Annotated in this window: 15 protein-coding genes and 2 pseudogenes; 1 reads left to right on the top strand and 16 read right to left on the bottom strand. The window is 42.0% G+C overall.

Going from position 1 to position 15,681, the window contains the following annotated elements; all coding sequences use genetic code 11:
- Positions 1 to 284 precede the first annotated feature (284 nt).
- Positions 285 to 452, bottom strand: a pseudogene (locus NBH03_RS16055) (DUF2156 domain-containing protein); the annotation flags it as partial.
- On the opposite strand from NBH03_RS16055, the gene NBH03_RS15520 reads away from it, so the two are divergent.
- Positions 430 to 1,110 carry an FAD-dependent oxidoreductase gene (locus tag NBH03_RS15520; RefSeq protein WP_331476182.1) on the top strand — a complete coding sequence of 227 codons (681 nt, stop codon included), beginning with the start codon at positions 430 to 432 and terminating at the stop codon, positions 1,108 to 1,110. The pseudogene NBH03_RS16055 and the gene NBH03_RS15520 overlap by 23 nt on opposite strands.
- 68 nt (positions 1,111 to 1,178) lie before the next feature.
- Here NBH03_RS15520 and NBH03_RS15515 read toward each other — a convergent pair whose 3' ends face one another.
- The 15 genes and pseudogenes from NBH03_RS15515 to NBH03_RS15450 all read right to left on the bottom strand — a co-directional run.
- Positions 1,179 to 2,612 (bottom strand): AAA family ATPase, encoded by a 1,434-nt coding sequence (locus NBH03_RS15515; RefSeq protein ID WP_250800105.1) that lies wholly within the window; start codon positions 2,610 to 2,612, stop codon positions 1,179 to 1,181.
- A 181-nt stretch (positions 2,613 to 2,793) separates the two neighbouring features.
- Positions 2,794 to 3,639, bottom strand: coding sequence for a PP2C family protein-serine/threonine phosphatase (locus NBH03_RS15510; RefSeq protein WP_250800104.1), 846 nt, complete (start codon positions 3,637 to 3,639; stop codon positions 2,794 to 2,796).
- Complete coding sequence (locus NBH03_RS15505; RefSeq protein ID WP_250800103.1) at positions 3,611 to 4,816, bottom strand: hypothetical protein; 1,206 nt, start codon at positions 4,814 to 4,816, stop codon at positions 3,611 to 3,613. The genes NBH03_RS15510 and NBH03_RS15505 overlap by 29 nt, the downstream gene beginning before the upstream one ends.
- A gap of 80 nt (positions 4,817 to 4,896) precedes the next feature.
- Positions 4,897 to 5,973: a protein kinase domain-containing protein gene (locus NBH03_RS15500; protein ID WP_250800102.1), complete on the bottom strand. Its 1,077-nt coding sequence runs from the start codon at positions 5,971 to 5,973 to the stop codon at positions 4,897 to 4,899.
- A 26-nt stretch (positions 5,974 to 5,999) separates the two neighbouring features.
- Positions 6,000 to 6,914, bottom strand: coding sequence for a hypothetical protein (locus NBH03_RS15495; protein ID WP_250800101.1), 915 nt, complete (start codon positions 6,912 to 6,914; stop codon positions 6,000 to 6,002).
- A 99-nt stretch (positions 6,915 to 7,013) separates the two neighbouring features.
- The gene (locus NBH03_RS15490) at positions 7,014 to 7,214 is read right to left on the bottom strand and encodes a hypothetical protein (protein WP_215690056.1); all 201 of its coding nucleotides are present in this window, start codon (positions 7,212 to 7,214) and stop codon (positions 7,014 to 7,016) included.
- 561 nt (positions 7,215 to 7,775) lie between these two features.
- Positions 7,776 to 7,856 (bottom strand): prepilin-type N-terminal cleavage/methylation domain-containing protein, encoded by an 81-nt coding sequence (locus NBH03_RS16250; protein WP_227083338.1) that lies wholly within the window; start codon positions 7,854 to 7,856, stop codon positions 7,776 to 7,778.
- 51 nt (positions 7,857 to 7,907) lie between these two features.
- Complete coding sequence (locus NBH03_RS15485) at positions 7,908 to 10,439, bottom strand: HD domain-containing phosphohydrolase (RefSeq protein WP_250800100.1); 2,532 nt, start codon at positions 10,437 to 10,439, stop codon at positions 7,908 to 7,910.
- A 33-nt stretch (positions 10,440 to 10,472) separates the two neighbouring features.
- Complete coding sequence (locus NBH03_RS15480; protein ID WP_250800099.1) at positions 10,473 to 12,092, bottom strand: GH3 domain-containing protein; 1,620 nt, start codon at positions 12,090 to 12,092, stop codon at positions 10,473 to 10,475.
- Positions 12,093 to 12,112: 20 nt separating this feature from the next.
- On the bottom strand, positions 12,113 to 12,499 hold the full coding sequence (locus NBH03_RS15475; RefSeq protein WP_250800098.1) for a hypothetical protein: 387 nt from the start codon (positions 12,497 to 12,499) through the stop codon (positions 12,113 to 12,115).
- A gap of 405 nt (positions 12,500 to 12,904) precedes the next feature.
- Positions 12,905 to 13,120 (bottom strand): annotated as a pseudogene (locus NBH03_RS15470) (Rrf2 family transcriptional regulator); the annotation flags it as partial.
- A gap of 98 nt (positions 13,121 to 13,218) precedes the next feature.
- The gene (locus NBH03_RS15465; protein WP_250800097.1) at positions 13,219 to 14,235 is read right to left on the bottom strand and encodes a GGDEF domain-containing protein; all 1,017 of its coding nucleotides are present in this window, start codon (positions 14,233 to 14,235) and stop codon (positions 13,219 to 13,221) included.
- A gap of 247 nt (positions 14,236 to 14,482) precedes the next feature.
- Positions 14,483 to 14,770: a sortase B protein-sorting domain-containing protein gene (locus NBH03_RS16050; protein WP_250800096.1), complete on the bottom strand. Its 288-nt coding sequence runs from the start codon at positions 14,768 to 14,770 to the stop codon at positions 14,483 to 14,485.
- Positions 14,771 to 14,848: 78 nt separating this feature from the next.
- The gene (locus tag NBH03_RS15455; RefSeq protein ID WP_250800095.1) at positions 14,849 to 15,082 is read right to left on the bottom strand and encodes a hypothetical protein; all 234 of its coding nucleotides are present in this window, start codon (positions 15,080 to 15,082) and stop codon (positions 14,849 to 14,851) included.
- A 379-nt stretch (positions 15,083 to 15,461) separates the two neighbouring features.
- Positions 15,462 to 15,681, bottom strand: a 220-nt coding sequence (locus NBH03_RS15450; RefSeq protein ID WP_250800094.1) for a hypothetical protein, incomplete at its 5' end; no start/stop codon positions are given.

The raw sequence follows: 15,681 nt of genomic DNA, 5'->3' as shown, positions 1-15,681 counted from the left end.
CAGCAGATAGTAATCGATATAACCAATATATCATGCCTTGGAAAAGGCTGTAGAAAAAGTAAACTAGACCTTTTATAGCCATTTTCAGTTGTCAAAGTACAGGTTTAATTTTTCATTTTAGGTCTTGAATGATTGTAATTTACAGCATCAGGTGGGCTATAAAAATACCAGCAATTTTGTTCAACATAAAATAAGGCACTTAAAAAGTTATTCTTCTCTCAACTTTTTAAGTGCCTTAAAATTCTATATTTATTTACCGCTGACTAAGTCATCTCGAAACTGCCTTATTTCTGTCGGATTTCGTATTTTTCTTCCAGATAAATCGGATTATAGGAGAGCTTCGACTTTCTGAGCCCCTCCAGACCGATATCATCTTCTCTGTTCACCAGCAGGGCATCTGGAAATTCATGTAGCAAAAATTGCTGACAAATGAACGGATACAGACCTCTGATTGATTCCTTAAAAGTTGATCTGATGCGCTACAAAAATCATCTGATCCACATGACGCAGTCCATGCCGATTGATATTGAATACAATACAGAAGTGACAAGCGAATACGTTGCAAATAAACAGCCTGACGCAATCATTATTGCCACAGGCTCCACACCGATCACCCCTCGTATTCCGGGTATTGATCTGCCTTCTGTTAAGCACGCAACAACGGTCTACACGGATCTCAGCATCATCGGCGACAGTGTCGTTGTCATCGGCGGCGGCCTCGTCGGCTGTGAAACCGGCCTGTTCCTTGCTGAGCTCGGAAAGGCTGTCACCATCGTCGAGATGCAGGACGAAATTGCGCCTGAAGCGAACTGGATGCACAAAGAAGGCATGATGCAGGCATTCGCCAAACAAAATATCACAACTGTTACCGGCCGAAAGGTTGTTTCCATCTCCGAGGATGGTGTAACTGTCGCAGACAAAAATAACGAGACAACTGTCATCGCATCCGATTCCGTTGTTTACGCTATCGGTATGCGTCCGAACAATCATCTCGTTGATGAACTGCGTGACTCTGCACCATTTGTACGTGCTGTCGGTGACTGTGTCCGCGCAAGAAAAGTATCACCTGCCATCTATGAAGCCTATTATGCGGCTGTAGATCTGGCTTAATCCTCTATTTGTTTTAAAAACAGGCAGCTGAACCTCTCCTCAGCTGCCTGTTTTGACTTTCACCGGCCTTAAGAAGCCAGTGCACTGATTGCTTCTGACTCTTCTGGATCTGAAGTCTGTGCCGCTTCGACTGAAAGCTGAAACTCTTTCTGATCCGGATTGTCAAACATCTGATCATCCAGAAGTACCTGCAGTCTCGATCGGATATATCGACAACCGAGTTTACTTTCAACCGCTTTGTGTGCCAGATATTTTCTGGTTACGGCATCTACCTTCATGTGAATACCGTACATTTTCTCCAACTGCCTGATCGGAGACATCTTCTTCCGGCTTGTCATCATGTATTCAAAATCCTCTTCTGAGAGCATGTCGACCTCTGCAATCTGCTGGATACGTCCTGCGATCTCTCTGCGGACATTGCCATACTGCACCAGGTCTTCCTCCGTAAAAAGTACCGGTTCGCTCTGAATCTCCGCCTCTCCCCGTGAAAAACCAATAGGCGACGGCTTTATATCACGGTTCTGCAGAAGTGTTTCAAAACTGCCGCAGAAAACGAAAGAAACACCGCTGCAGTCGATGGTCACGGATTTTTTCTTCGGATCATCGCTGCCTACAATCATCGAATCGCCATCCATGATCTTCAGAAATTCGTTCTGGATCATTTTTGAGAAATCTGTGCCGCCTGATGCCACCGCCGGCTCAAAGAGCTTGTCTGCTTCATCAATGACAACCAGTAAATGGCCGGGATTTCTGCCATTTTGCAGTTCTTCCAGAAAAATATCCTTGATGTGATAGCTGCCTTTCCAGCCATCACAGGCCAGCTGCGGACCGTTGACAATCTTGATAAAATCGAATTTCTTACTGAGGGAACGCCAGATTTCTGTTTTGCCACAGCCTGTGGGACCGGCCAGAATCATGTTGCGGCGGCGGCCCTGGAGGTGATTGTACACCAAAATGGCAGCAGCCTGTCTGGCCCCATATTGGCCATGAACATATTCACCGATGTAATCATAGATGAGACGCGGTGTCCATCTAAACTCTTCCTCGTCAAAAGGTGTTTCTTCGTAAGCCGTCTCAAAATCCAAATCTTCGCAATCTGCATTTTCCTTGGACTGCTTCATCTGAACCGGATCCATGTCAAACGCCATCTCTCCGTCCTCATTCACCGATGCATTCAGACTTTTATAGGTTATACGCTCAGAAGCGTCCATAAGGGTTGAAAGAATCTCTTTCTGTTCATTATAAGATAACGGTGTCCGGGACAGTGCCTCCGCAAAAACCTGTCCGGCACTTCTTTTGCTCCTGCCATTCCAGAATGCGGAGATTTCTTCCGCCTGCTGGTATTTCACATGATATTCATCATCCGTCAGCGCATCATAAGTTCCGATGCGTGCCTCCTTGATAAACTCTTTGAAAGGATTGCCCATGCAGGTATCTGCACCTTCGTGCATGATCAATCCAAAATAAGTGGTCCAAAATTCTTCTGCTGTCTTTCTGTCCATACAAACTCCTCCTTCGTGTACTTTCTTTTTTTCTTCAACTTATGGCTCTATTATACCCATATGCCGAAATACGATTGTAATCGCTGTGGTACACCAAAGGATACGCCGTTATTTAATTGTAAACTTCAAGTCTCTGCCACGCCTTGGACTGCCGTTTTCTTCCCCATCACAAGTCTGTTCTTCAGGCAGCGCCATCTCCAAAATATTCTTTGCACTCTTTGATTTCCAGAATGATGGCTGTGGCATTGTCCGCAGCCCCCATCCGATGTACGGCTGCCATCAATGTTTCCATCGCTTCATCCACCGGCAGACACATAATTTCTTCCAGTTCTTTATCCCATATCATACCGCTGACACCGTCTGTGCAAAGCAGATATTTGTCTCCCGGACAATAATCCCACTGATAAATATCCGCTCTCACCGGTTCATCTTCCTGTTCTGTTCCGAGAAATCCGATCAGCATTGGACGCAGATGGCCCGGGTAATAAAAGACATGGTCTTTCGTCAGCTGAGTCAGACGGCCATCTCTCATGCGATAGATTCTTGAATCCCCGCTGTTCACACCGTAAATGGCATACCGGCCGAATTTCATGGCCGCCATCGTTGTCCCGATCTGATTAACTTTATGCGACTTGCGCCAACTGAGCATATCGCTGTTCAATTGGCAGACCGTCTTCCGAAGCTGTTCTTCATATTCCGCTTCATTCTCTGATGTCCAGTCATCCTTTGCCTCTGCCAACGAACTGGCTGCGAGCAAAGAAGCGACTTCCCCATCCGGCAGACCACCGATACCGTCAAAAACCCCCAGCCATTGTCCTTCTGTCTTTATCCCGGACTGCAAAGCGCTCTCCTCTGCTGTCTCCGGATATTCCAATTGCCGAATTTCTCCGGACTCCGATGAATAGACAAGGAAGCCTGTATCCTCCTGCTCTAACGGTCTGAACCGCGAAAAAAAGCAATAATTATCTTCGTTATTTTTACGTACTTCACCTGTTATGCTACTGCACACTGCTCTCAGATTCTTCATATGACTTCTCCCATACCGCTGCAAATGTATCCAACGGATCATCTGAAACGATACACATGAGAATAAAAGCTTCATATGAATTAACAGGATAAAGAGACATCATACCGGCCTCTGCCAGCATATCATTGGTTTGCTCTACAAATTCTGTAAAACGTTCCCCGGCATACATGCCTAATTTATCCTCATTTAATGCATACAAAAGAAAAATCAGGGTAATCAGGTCAAAACGTTCCATGGATTTGCCGGCAAGCAGTTCACTCATTCTCGCTCTGTTCAGACGTTTGCTCTTAAACTGTTTCTTCAATGCCGCGAAAGACCTGAGATTGCCTTTTTCTGTGACCGGTACACCGCTGTAGAGAACGCTTTCTATCCTGGCCGGGTTAATGTCTTCCCATTTTGTCACCTGGCCAAACTTGTCAGGGTACCGGTTCATGTAATCAGCACAAGCCCGCTGTACACGCCGGTAAATCTTTTCAAACATCTCTCTGGATTTCGTTGTTTTTCGGTCTGCGATCATTAAAAACTTCAGATAATGCAGATAAACCCAGAGCTGATCTTCCATTCCCAAATACATCTTCGGCATTGTCTGAAATGCCTGCCATCTGTGATCGGCTCTGACCGGTTCCTTCTGTTCCAGCTGTTCATAGGTCTCTAACATATTCATTGCTGCCTGATAAGACTTTCCTGTATGTCGGCAATGCCAGAAAATGACTTCCTTCGGATCATTAAAATCAAAATCTGATTCCTTCAGCACTAAAGTCAGAAATTTCGTCAGCATTTTATCATCCATATCCAGACCGAAACCAATCAAAAAAAGATTCTCCCGCTTGATTGTCTCCGCATTCAGCCATCGATTGATCTGCCGCTTTAATTCCGACTTTGACTTACCTGCCATACAGTCATTTTTCTCGAAGGCTGCCAGCATGAAGGCACTGTAATCCATTTTAGAATAGGGTTCCCTTGTTCCTGATGCTTCATATATATATCGTTTCAGCTGCTCCTTAAACGACACCAGCTCCATCACCTTTGTCAAATACGCATAAATGGTATCTCCGCCGGCCGCTGTAAACTGGTCTGATTCGATTGTATCATAAAACTCTTTAATGGCTGTAATCGTGAAGTTATAGGCTTTCGCTGATGCCTCATCATCAAAATCCAATATATTATTTATCTGCATGTATATTTTCTCCTCTTATTATGCATCTCCGTCAGATATTCGCTGTTTATTCTTTCTGACCGATATCCGTATTCCGGTTTCTAACCCTGTCTGCTCTCATTCAGATGATTCAGAAACTTGTCAATACCACTGTGAAAATCACAGGCTCCCGGCTTATTCTTGCGGAATCCGCTGCATCCAAGGAAATTGCCATAGGGACCATTTTTTTTCAGCAGCTTCTTTCCGCATTCAGGGCAATATCCATAAGGGGCCTTGCTGACCTTTTCAAGTGCTTGACGCAGCTGAGCTGCCGACTGATAACGTTCTTCCGGATCATACGCGCAGGCCTTGGCAATCACAAAACGCATGCCTTCAAAGGCGCGGCACGGCTCCGGCAGCCTGGCTGTTCCAAAGACCCTTTTCTGCATCCGTTCATCTGCATCAATAATATCTGAAAAAGGAAGATGCCGATCATTGGACAGATAGTAAAGCACCATTCCCAGGGAATAGATATCCGCTCTCTTGTCATAAGGCATGAATTTCACAGCTTCCGGTGCCAGGTAAGAACGTGTACCCACAATGGTCATGGACGCATCCACCCATTCTCTGGCCACGCCGAAATCTCCCAGCTTGAATTCTCCGTCCTTGGATACAAGAATATTGCCCGGTTTAATATCCCGATGCAGGATTCCCTGCCTGTGACATACTTCCAATGCTCTGCACAGCTCAATTCCCAAGCGAATGACTTCTGTTTCATCCAAAGGCCCTTCCTGATCCATAAAACTCAGCAAATCTGTCAGATATTCCATCTGAATATACAATCTGCAGTAATTCTCCTCAGGCATCTTCTCAATACAGCTGCCTTTGAGCTGTACAATATGCGCCTCACCTGCCAAAGATTCCAGGATAGAAACTTCATTGACAGCTTTATTAAACAATCGTGAAAAGTTTCTCCGGGCTTTCTCTAAGTCATTGTCATATTCACGAATCTGTTCCGTTCCCAATTCCCATGAAATGACTTTAAGGGCCGAGAATTCTTCATTCTCCGCCCCTCTGTTTTTCACCAGTCGGTAAACGGCGCCATACGCCCCTTTCCCAAGCCTCTGGTCAATTTCGTAGCCGTGGTCACGCCACTGCATCGGCAATTCCGGGAATTGCTCTTCAGACCTCTCCAACATATGTATTCTCCCTATTGTCTAATATTTTATCGAAGCTTGCAGTCAAATGTCAGCACTGTTCCGCCACGAAGACCTGATGGATCCTCCTGCATCACTTTGGCACCTCTTTGAACAAAGTACTTGACAAAATCATTGCCAAACACCTGCCCATTGAACATCCACAATGTCATCGTTCCATGCACACGGCAGTAAAGCAGAAGCGCATTCAGCATATTCACCAGCATACCCACCGGAATATTCTGCACCTCCGGCTGTCTCATGCGCAGTTCAAAACGAATCTGTGCCTCGCCTGCATTGCCGGCCTTCTCATACTGAAACATCAATGCGAAACCATCAATATCAACCCGGATATCATAAACCGTTTCGCTTGATTGTCTGCTGCGGATATCTCTGACTTCAACCCCTTCCAGTCTCAGAAACTGGATCAGATAATTCATCAGCTCTCTGTCAAATTCATCATTATATCTTCTGCGCTTCTTCAAACCGATCTTCCCCGGGATAGAAAGAACCGCACCGTTATTACCGCCTTCTTCCTGTATCAGTCGGGCTCCTTGTGAAATCAGATACATCTTCCACTCTCTATTGATCACATTGACCAGCCACAGTGTGGTCGGCTGATTCGCAGCACAATAATCCACCAGAAAATTGAGGATCTTCTTGCTCAATCCCTGTCCCTTCGTTCTTCCCCGCAGTACCAGACTTTCAATGCGGATCTGTGGCTCATACTGACCATCAGCGCCCTCAAAGTATATATTCAAGACAAAACTTTCATCAAAATTCGAAAAACGAAGCTCCCAGATATTCTGCTGCACCTGTGCTTCTTCTACGCCAACCTTACCCAGGAACTCGGCCACTGATGGCTCATTAACAAAAAAGTAACCTAATTCCTGAACTAAATGGTCTTTTGCAAATATTGTATTAAACAGATCGGCATAATTCATTGTCTTCTCTCCTTTTTTAACTATCTATCTCCAGTATATCACACAAAAGTTTTCTTGAATATTTTTTATTAAATTATGTGCACTGATACTGCTGTTCTTCTAAACCAGCAGGCAGCAGGCAATAACAAAAGCGATAATACTCTTTGCTGCCATCCACAGATCCCTCTTGACGGCCTGATCCCTCTCCGGGCTGTCGTAATTACCTTTGATTGTTGTCACGATATCACCCAATGTAGCGAAAAACAAAAACTTAAGCATTTCATAAATACTGTAAATAAATAAAACAACTGCGATCATCATAAGCTCCTTTCCAATCCTTTGGATTGCTGCATTTTTTAGCTGATGATACTATTATAGGCGATTGAAAAAGCAGCATTGTAATGATGATGGTCCAAGGCCTTTTTCTCATCATATTATACACCTATTTCCTTATGCTGTCAGTGACAAAAGAGCCCCGGCAGCTGCTTTTTCGGCAGCCACCGGGGCTTAGAGAGAATATTACAAACACTTTTTCTTCTGATATTATCTTTTTCTTCTGCGTCTTGTTATCTGCTTTAATGTGTATTTTTCATTATCATGAATGATATCTTCATTCCAGCTACTGCAAAGTGTTTTTATATTGCTTATATTTTCCATCTGTAAGTTCTTTTTCATAGGCATCATACGCCTCTTGCAAAGAGTCATATTTCTGACCATTCGCTATGATCTTCTTATTGTCAGCCTGTGTCAGGTGGCCTGAAATAGCCACATATGGTGACCCACTACCCGTTCGATTAGCCGTTGTTGACTCAGAGACATAATACTTTCCATCCGCTGTACTGATAATGACCGGAATCTTCTGACCAGCGCCTACCTCATTTTCTAAATCTGTTGACTCTGCGCAACGACGATTACAAGCTCCACCAAAGTAAAACCTTTGTTTTTATTTTTATCTATATGCACTTTTGTTACCTCGTTCGGACGTTTTGCCTTTCTGTTCTTCTATCGTTAACTTTAGTATGGCATATTTTCATCAGTTTCTGCCTTTACCAGCGAAATTGTACCGTTATCCAGACATTCCACAAATTTTACAACCAGATTTGGATCAAATTGTTTGCCTGCATCCTGAAGAAGCTTCTCTCTCGCTACATCTAACGGAAACGCCTTCTTATAACAGCGCTTGGATGTCATGGCATCAAAGGAATCTGCCACGCACAGGATACGTGCAGTCAACGGAATATCTTCCCCCGCAATTCTTCGCGGATATCCTTTACCATCATAACGTTCATGATGACCGATAACAACAGGAATAACATAATCCAACGATGGCAGGTGACGAATGATATCGATCGATGCTTCCACATGCCCTTTGATCGTCTCGTATTCTTCATCTGTCAGACGTTCTGCTTTATTTAATATATATTCCGGAATACCGATTTTACCTACATCATGCAAGAGTGCTGCCTGACGGATGATCTCAACCATATCCTCGTTCATTCCAAGTGTTGTTGCCAGTGCTGTTGCATAATAAGCCACATTCGTGGAATGGCTAAAAGTATAATGATCCTTCGCATCAATAGCTGCCGTCAACGCATAAATCGTTGACTCATACTCCCGATAAATATGTTCGCGGTTCGTTGTGTTTTCATTTTTATTGTTACGGAACATCGTATCAAAGACCTGTATGCCATTTTTTCCACTATGTTTCACATGATACACCGCAAGATCCACATTTTCCATCAGCTCTTTAACATTTTTTGCAGCATATGGTGCAGCACTGATTCCTGCACTGACTGTGATTGCCTTCAGTTTCATATCTGTTCTGCGATTATTCATAACAAAAATCTGTTTCGAAATAGATTCCACCAGATTTCTGGCAGAGAAAAGGTCATATCTCGGCAATAAAACAGCAAATTCTTTTCCGCCATAGCGGGCCGTATAGCCACTGTCTCCTACACTGCTTTTGATGATTCCCGCAATACGCTGCAGGCAAAGATCTCCTTCTTTTACACCATACAGCTGATTATATAACTTAAAATCATCTACGTTGATGATCGCCAATGCCAGTGATGCCTCTTTGTTTTTCTCAAACTCTTCATTGAGCACTTCATAGAAGTATTTCCTGTTCAACAAACCGGTCATCTCATCTGTTCTGGCTTCCAGGCAGGCGTTCTCATACAGTCTCGCATTTTTAATCGCAATGGATGCCACGGAAGTGATATTGGAGATCAATTCTACTTCATCATACACCACTCTCTTTTTTGCAGAAGAATCTGTGATCAGAACAACCCCTACCAGATTATCGCCATCTTTTAATCCAACGCAGTAGCGTGTATGATGTTTATCCAGCTGATGTTTCTCCTCTTCCCACATGGACTTATATTCCACAGAATAACGAAAATCCTTGTAAACGATCGGTTCCTCATGTTCCTTCAACCACTGGATCATCGGATTTTCTTCGTCCAGAGCAAACGCCAGATCACTTAACGGCTGATCACTCGCCACTCCGCGATACGGCTCTCCAGGCTCATTCTGCATACAAATATAGATATTTCCGACATCCATCAACTCTTTCATTACACGAATCGTTCTATCCAGAATCTCCTGCAGATCCAGCGTTTTTGAAATCGCTGAATTGAATTCTCTGATCTTCTCTGCCTGATGATTTTCTTCTCTGATAAACACACTGCGTATCAAAAGTCTCCATAAAAATGTAAAGAATGTATAAATCATCAGAAAAACGATAGAAAAAATAAGTGTGTATACCGTCATGTTCTTATCCAGCTGTATGTGAAAAATCTTTTGCAGGGATGGAACAATATTTAAAAAAACAAGAATGGAAAACAAAAATCCCACACCATAGCACAAACTGGTAGATGCCAACATCTGCAGTCTGAACAGCCGTCTGCGAATCAGTGCATAAAACAGTAAAAATACATTTACTACACCACTTAAAATATCGATTGGGAAACCACTAAAAAGCGGAATTCCAAGAAACGCATTTCCAAGGAACAAAGCGAGAACACCCAACATCACCGGTTCATACTGCACCTTTATATTGGGATTTTCATTGCAGATCCGCACAAGGACCTTAAAAAGATATAGCAGAAATATTCCTGCCGGAATAAAAAACACTACAATCGCAGGTTTGATTTCATACACAAATGTTGAAATTCCATTTTTATCCACCACATTCGGGGATTCGAGGAAGATTCCATACTGCACATTCAACCAAAAGCAAAGCAGCATAACCGCTAGGTATATTTTCCCAGGAGCACCGTTCTTTTTCCCTCCAAAAGCGAGTATAAAACGGCAATATGCATATGGCAGCAATAAGATGCCAAGCAGGGAAACCTGAAACCAGAATTCACAACCTGGCCAGAACTGTGCACGCATAAAAGCAGAGCCTCCGGTCCAGAAAAGCAGACCCAAAAGCACCACCAGAAAACTGTTTATTATTTTATTTCTCTTTGCCGCCAAAAACATTAACAGCATAAAGCCATAGCACAACATGGCTATGATCGATATATATCCATAGGTTCCCATAAATTCCCCTTATCCCATTCTTTTCTTCTCTACTTATCTCACTTTATTCAAACACTCCTGTACATCCAGAAGTTCCTTCAGATCATAATGCGAAGGACTCATCTGATGTATTTTCTTTCCGGTCTTTTTCTCATAGGCCGCAAAAGTTCCACATGTAAAGATCGTTACCTGTAAAGGATCCATTCCCAAAATCTTTTTAAGATCCCGGTAATCCTGGTCGATATATTTAAAATATGTACTCAGTAAATCCTTTAAAATAGTTGCACTCATAGCCATATTAAGCATTGCGTCCCTTTCCAGCTCCACATACATATGCAGATATGGACGATTATGCTCATTGTATTCCTTTGTTGCAACCCAATTTGTGATTGGAAGCTTCGAAAGGCCGATCACACTTCGGATTCCATTCTCCGAAATCCTCGTAAATCCGGCAATATCAATGATCCACGGTACCCGGTCTACATATTCAAAGCGAGGAATCCTTGTCTCATCATCCCGATTCTCCAGTCCGACACAACGGTACATATCGCCACAACGGTAACGGGCAAACGCTCCACCTTTCAGAATGGTAAATACAAGCTCATATTTTTCTCCGGGGCGTACTTCATCCATCAGATACGTCGGCGGAATGTAAGAAGGATCCTTATGATTTTTCATCATATCCTTCTCGGTAATAAATTCGTAAAATGCCGTATCCGGGAAGAAATACATTCCTTTTCTTGTCCAGGTCTCCGTACCCATGATAGAAGGTTCCGTACCGGCAAATAATTCCATCGGCCGAATCCCCCAGAGCGCTTCAAGATCGTCTTTATAACACAGGTTATCTGTCCCCGCCACCATAAAGCCTTTCAAATGAAACAGATCTTTTGGAAGCAACGGTCGGTTCTCTTTTTTACAGCGATGCTTTGCCTGCAGCAGACGAAGAATCATATGCGCTTTACATTTCATAAGCTCTGACAGCTTGATGCCGCCACCACCACTCGTCATGGAAGAAAGACTTAAACTAACTGCATAAGCTACACTGCCCAGCCCAAAGAAAAATCCGAGATCTTTCTTCATTGCCATCTTAAAACCCAACTTGTTTCTTTCGCTGAAGCTCATATTTACAGCATCTTTTACCGCTGGCAAGAATTCGATATTGATTTCCTCCCCCAGTGCCAGTGGAAAAAGCCCTGTAGCAAAAGGCAGCGGTGCAAGCGCATACAGAAACTTATCTGTAGCTGCCACATCAAAAGAGCCCTTCTCTTTACTCGTCGATAAAATCAGACATGCTGTGACATTATTTCGATACGTATCCAGCATACTTCTGGTATACGGTGCCACCTTGATCGGATGCTTTCCACCCTCCCAGGTTGTCTGTATCCATATAACAGGATTTCCCGGAAGCATATCCGGTTGCTTCGTAAGCAAAACATCCGCATAATCTTCATAGGTTGTCAACGGTACCATTTTTCGGAATTCATCCAGATTTTTCGGATATTTTCCTTTTAAAATGGATTGTCCCAAACCACAGTTGCTCCACAACCGGATCTGTTCCTCCATCAACCGCCGCTGAATCTTCATATATCCATCCATCGACAGATCCAAGAATCCACAGTACTGCTGCCAGATTTCTTTATACTGTTGTTTTTTTAATTTCTCTTCCAAATTCATAGATTGCTACCCCAGATCAATCACTGTTTTCTGATACTACTTAAACATACCCGTATACTATCTCTATTCGGTATTAAAAAAGGTGTATTTTTCTGATATTCCTTATAATTAAAAAATGTCTGTGGAAAAGTCCACAGATCCTGAAAAATGATATACAGATAATTCCAGAAAATCATAAGCAAAAAATAGATCCCCTGTTTCCATCCGCCAAACATTCCCCACATACAAAGATATGCACCTGCAAACCACAAAACTCCAGGATGACGACACACACCATACATACCTTCTGTATATGCAGCACGCAATTTATTATCTTCACAGTACGTTTCTTCAAAGGGAAGGGCAAAAAACAAGGTGTATATAAGCAGTGCAAAGAAGCCTACGGCTCCTGTTCCAAAGCCGATCATCCTTCCGATTCTGTGCTGACACTGCCCCCACAAAAGCAAAAGTTCCATGAGCAGCGATACAACCACAAAAACCGTACCCACTGCAAAAAATTTTTGAAAAATAACATTCTTCTTTCGAATGCTATTGATATCATATATAAAATACAGGAGAAATCCAAAACTCCCCAGAACAATCTGCCACATCTTTCCACTCCAGATTTTGTGTCTAACTAATAGTACAAATAGAATTCGTCATACATAATAAATTATAATATAGGAGACCATAAATAGCAAGCGTATTTTACTATTCACCAACAATTATAGGATTGCACCATATCAGCTTTTTTTGTAACTTTTTTATTACAACTTCCTTTAAAAGTTTTACATTGATTATGACAAACAAAAAAAGACTCCGGAAATTGTAATGATATAATCACGCATCCGAAGAATTGTCACACCGCCTGTCCCTCTTGCAACTTCAATAAGACCAGCAGCCTTTAATTGTTGCAATATTTTACGAACAATCACCGGATTAGTTCCAATGCTTGCTGCCATAAAATCACTAGTCATCTTCTGATCCGAAAATGTATCTATACAGGCAAACATATGGATTGCCATTGTAAATCTGCTTGAAATCTGCATTATAAACACCTCTCTTTGACAATAATAATATCAAAAACAGATGTAATTTCAATGGTTACACTGTTGTCAGGGTAAAAAAATCGCAATGGTACACGTTCTTACACCATACCATTGCGATTTTTCCGCTCGTATTTATATTGATACATATCCCGATCGGCTTTATCTTTAACAGCAACAATGTCCCCACATGAGAACGAAGCTGATCCATAAGAAACCGTTGGTAAAAATGTAATCTTTCTTCGCTTTTCTTCCAGCCGATGTAAAAATTCCTGTTTGCACCAATCTTCCTTATCAGCGTTTTTCAGAAGTACACAAAACTCATCACCGCCTATGCGATAACAATATCCAAAATTTGCGTAAGCTTTTTTAATACATTCTGCAATCTCAGCCAAGCAAAGATCCCCTTGCACATGTCCATAACTGTCATTGATCTGTTTGAAATCATCCACATCAAACACTACGAGCACGCTTGCTTTACACCCCATCCCACCCGTCTTCCTAAGATAGCTATTCTGGTTCAATAGCCCGGTGAGTGCATCCAGCTGATTCCACATTTCATTACAATAAATAAAATACAATACAGAAAGCAGTGTAATACATAACCAGGTAACATGGAGTTTCGGAAGAACAACCTGAATAATCGTTTCTGCCATCACAAAAAGAAAAAGCGGATAGATTAACAATTTGCTGCGATTCTGAAATTCTCTGGCATTGATAATCGTAGATACCGAAAGATACAAAATTGCCCCAAAATACATGATAATATATATATAAAAATGTGGACCACGCGAATAAATATTGTCTGCGCTCACAGAGAATACAATTCCGTATGGGATAGTAACAAATAAGAAAATCAAATATCCGATTTCAAAAAGTATCGCAGTCCTGATCTTACGACGAAAGACTGTTTTCCTGTCCAGTACATACACAAGACAGATGCACACAGCCGGAGACAGACCAAACCCCATATAATTGGATGCAACATTCAACCAGCGGTAAGCAGGCGGCAATCCGTCCACTACAAGGGTAATAACTTCCAGTATCGAAATCCCAGCAATCAGAACAAAGGCCAATAAAAAACCACGCTTTTGTTTTCTGCTAAGTGATTCACTCAAATATGTGAGAATACACATAAAGCACAAAATAAAAAAATCGATTATAGTTAATACACAAAAATATCCATTCATTGCAAACCTATTCTTTCTTTTTTCTTCTGAACCTTAACTTATATTTTATCAAACTTTGCGTGAAATTAATAGATACTATTAAAAATCATTTGTTATAAAAATTTTGCTTATGAAGCTCATGTAAAGACCGGAGAGTCAATTGGCTCTCCGGTCGTTTCATAAATTCTCATCTGAATTACTTCATGTTATATTTTCTCTTCTTGTTATATACAATAATACAACTCACTGTGCCTCCACTAATCAACAGTAATACAATCCACAGTAAAATATTGCTGTTGTCTCCTGTTTTCGGATTTTTCACAACAGATGTAGATGTAGTTGTTGAATCTTTTTTCGGTGTTGTTGCAGGTGCAATGGTAGTTCCTGTAGCAGGAATTTCAACTGCGGCACGCTTATATCCACAAACTGTACACTCCTCATGCTTGGCACCTTTTTGTGTTGCGTTAGCTTCTTTATCTACCACCCATTTAAAACTGTGTTGTGCAACATCCGCTTTGTATCCACATTCACATTCATGCCAGTGACTGTTATCATCAGCTTTTCAATCTGAAAGCGTATGACCAGCTGCCGGTATGATAACACTTGTTTTATCTGCAATCTCAGATTTACCTTGTGCATCCTCAAACCACTTATCGCATCTGTCGCAGATATAATATGCCTTATTGCCTTCTTCTGTACATGCAGCATCCTTTGCCGGTACAAGAGTCGGTGATTTATTGGAGACACCTTCAACACGAAAAAGCCAAAAGACTGCAACCTCCGCTTCTTTCGGCATATCCATATCCACATTTTTGATTTCGGACCCATTTTTGCTCTATTATTCCTGTTTCTTTGCTTAAAAAATCCTGTAAAACCGCCTCCTTCTGAAACGAAAAAGACCACAATTCTTCCTTTCGTACAAATTGAAATTAGAATTTATGGTCTTTTCTATATGTTTATAATTTTTGTGTCAGGCAAACTGAGCCCGATGAATCCTTTAACCTGTCTTTGGGATGATTCGTCCCAAAGCTCTTTACTTTGACCTAAAATATGCTTACTTATCTTACAAGCTTATTGTAGTACAAGGTGCAGTTGGTTTACAGTCGCAGTTTGGCAAGAATCAAACACTGCCTATATTTGCAGCGGGATAAATCGGAATCTACCTAAGATGTTTCTTAATGAATAACCTTCTGTTCCTTTACAATATCCCACAGGATTGCATCCACTTTGTTATGTAAAACATCATGCTGCAGGCGATAAAGATTTTCCAGTGTAACCTTCAAATCATTATGAACAAAGCCTTCTACATTTGTAGCACGGATGCCTTCCTTTGCCATCATCATAGCCTGCAAAGAACCAAACAGGGCAACATACATTCTTGTAGCGCAGGAAGGT

Origin of the sequence: Coprococcus intestinalis (assembly GCF_023656595.1) — a bacterium.
Classification (GTDB): Bacteria; Bacillota; Clostridia; order Lachnospirales; family Lachnospiraceae; genus Coprococcus_A; species Coprococcus_A intestinihominis.
Note: the sequence above shows the minus strand (reverse complement) of the source record. Positions and strands in the feature narration are given on the sequence as shown.

Excerpts from the sequence above, each read along its gene's own strand:
- NBH03_RS15520 (WP_331476182.1), top strand. The coding sequence starts at position 430 with ATGAACGGATACAGACCTCTGATTGATTCCTTAAAAGTTGATCTGATG.
- NBH03_RS15515 (WP_250800105.1), bottom strand. The coding sequence starts at position 2,612 with ATGGACAGAAAGACAGCAGAAGAATTTTGGACCACTTATTTTGGATTG.
- NBH03_RS15510 (WP_250800104.1), bottom strand. The coding sequence starts at position 3,639 with ATGAAGAATCTGAGAGCAGTGTGCAGTAGCATAACAGGTGAAGTACGT.
- NBH03_RS15505 (WP_250800103.1), bottom strand. The coding sequence starts at position 4,816 with ATGCAGATAAATAATATATTGGATTTTGATGATGAGGCATCAGCGAAA.
- NBH03_RS15500 (WP_250800102.1), bottom strand. The coding sequence starts at position 5,973 with ATGTTGGAGAGGTCTGAAGAGCAATTCCCGGAATTGCCGATGCAGTGG.
- NBH03_RS15495 (WP_250800101.1), bottom strand. The coding sequence starts at position 6,914 with ATGAATTATGCCGATCTGTTTAATACAATATTTGCAAAAGACCATTTA.
- NBH03_RS15490 (WP_215690056.1), bottom strand. The coding sequence starts at position 7,214 with ATGATGATCGCAGTTGTTTTATTTATTTACAGTATTTATGAAATGCTT.
- NBH03_RS15485 (WP_250800100.1), bottom strand. The coding sequence starts at position 10,439 with ATGGGAACCTATGGATATATATCGATCATAGCCATGTTGTGCTATGGC.
- NBH03_RS15480 (WP_250800099.1), bottom strand. The coding sequence starts at position 12,092 with ATGAATTTGGAAGAGAAATTAAAAAAACAACAGTATAAAGAAATCTGG.
- NBH03_RS15475 (WP_250800098.1), bottom strand. The coding sequence starts at position 12,499 with ATGATCGGCTTTGGAACAGGAGCCGTAGGCTTCTTTGCACTGCTTATA.
- NBH03_RS15455 (WP_250800095.1), bottom strand. The coding sequence starts at position 15,082 with ATGCCGAAAGAAGCGGAGGTTGCAGTCTTTTGGCTTTTTCGTGTTGAA.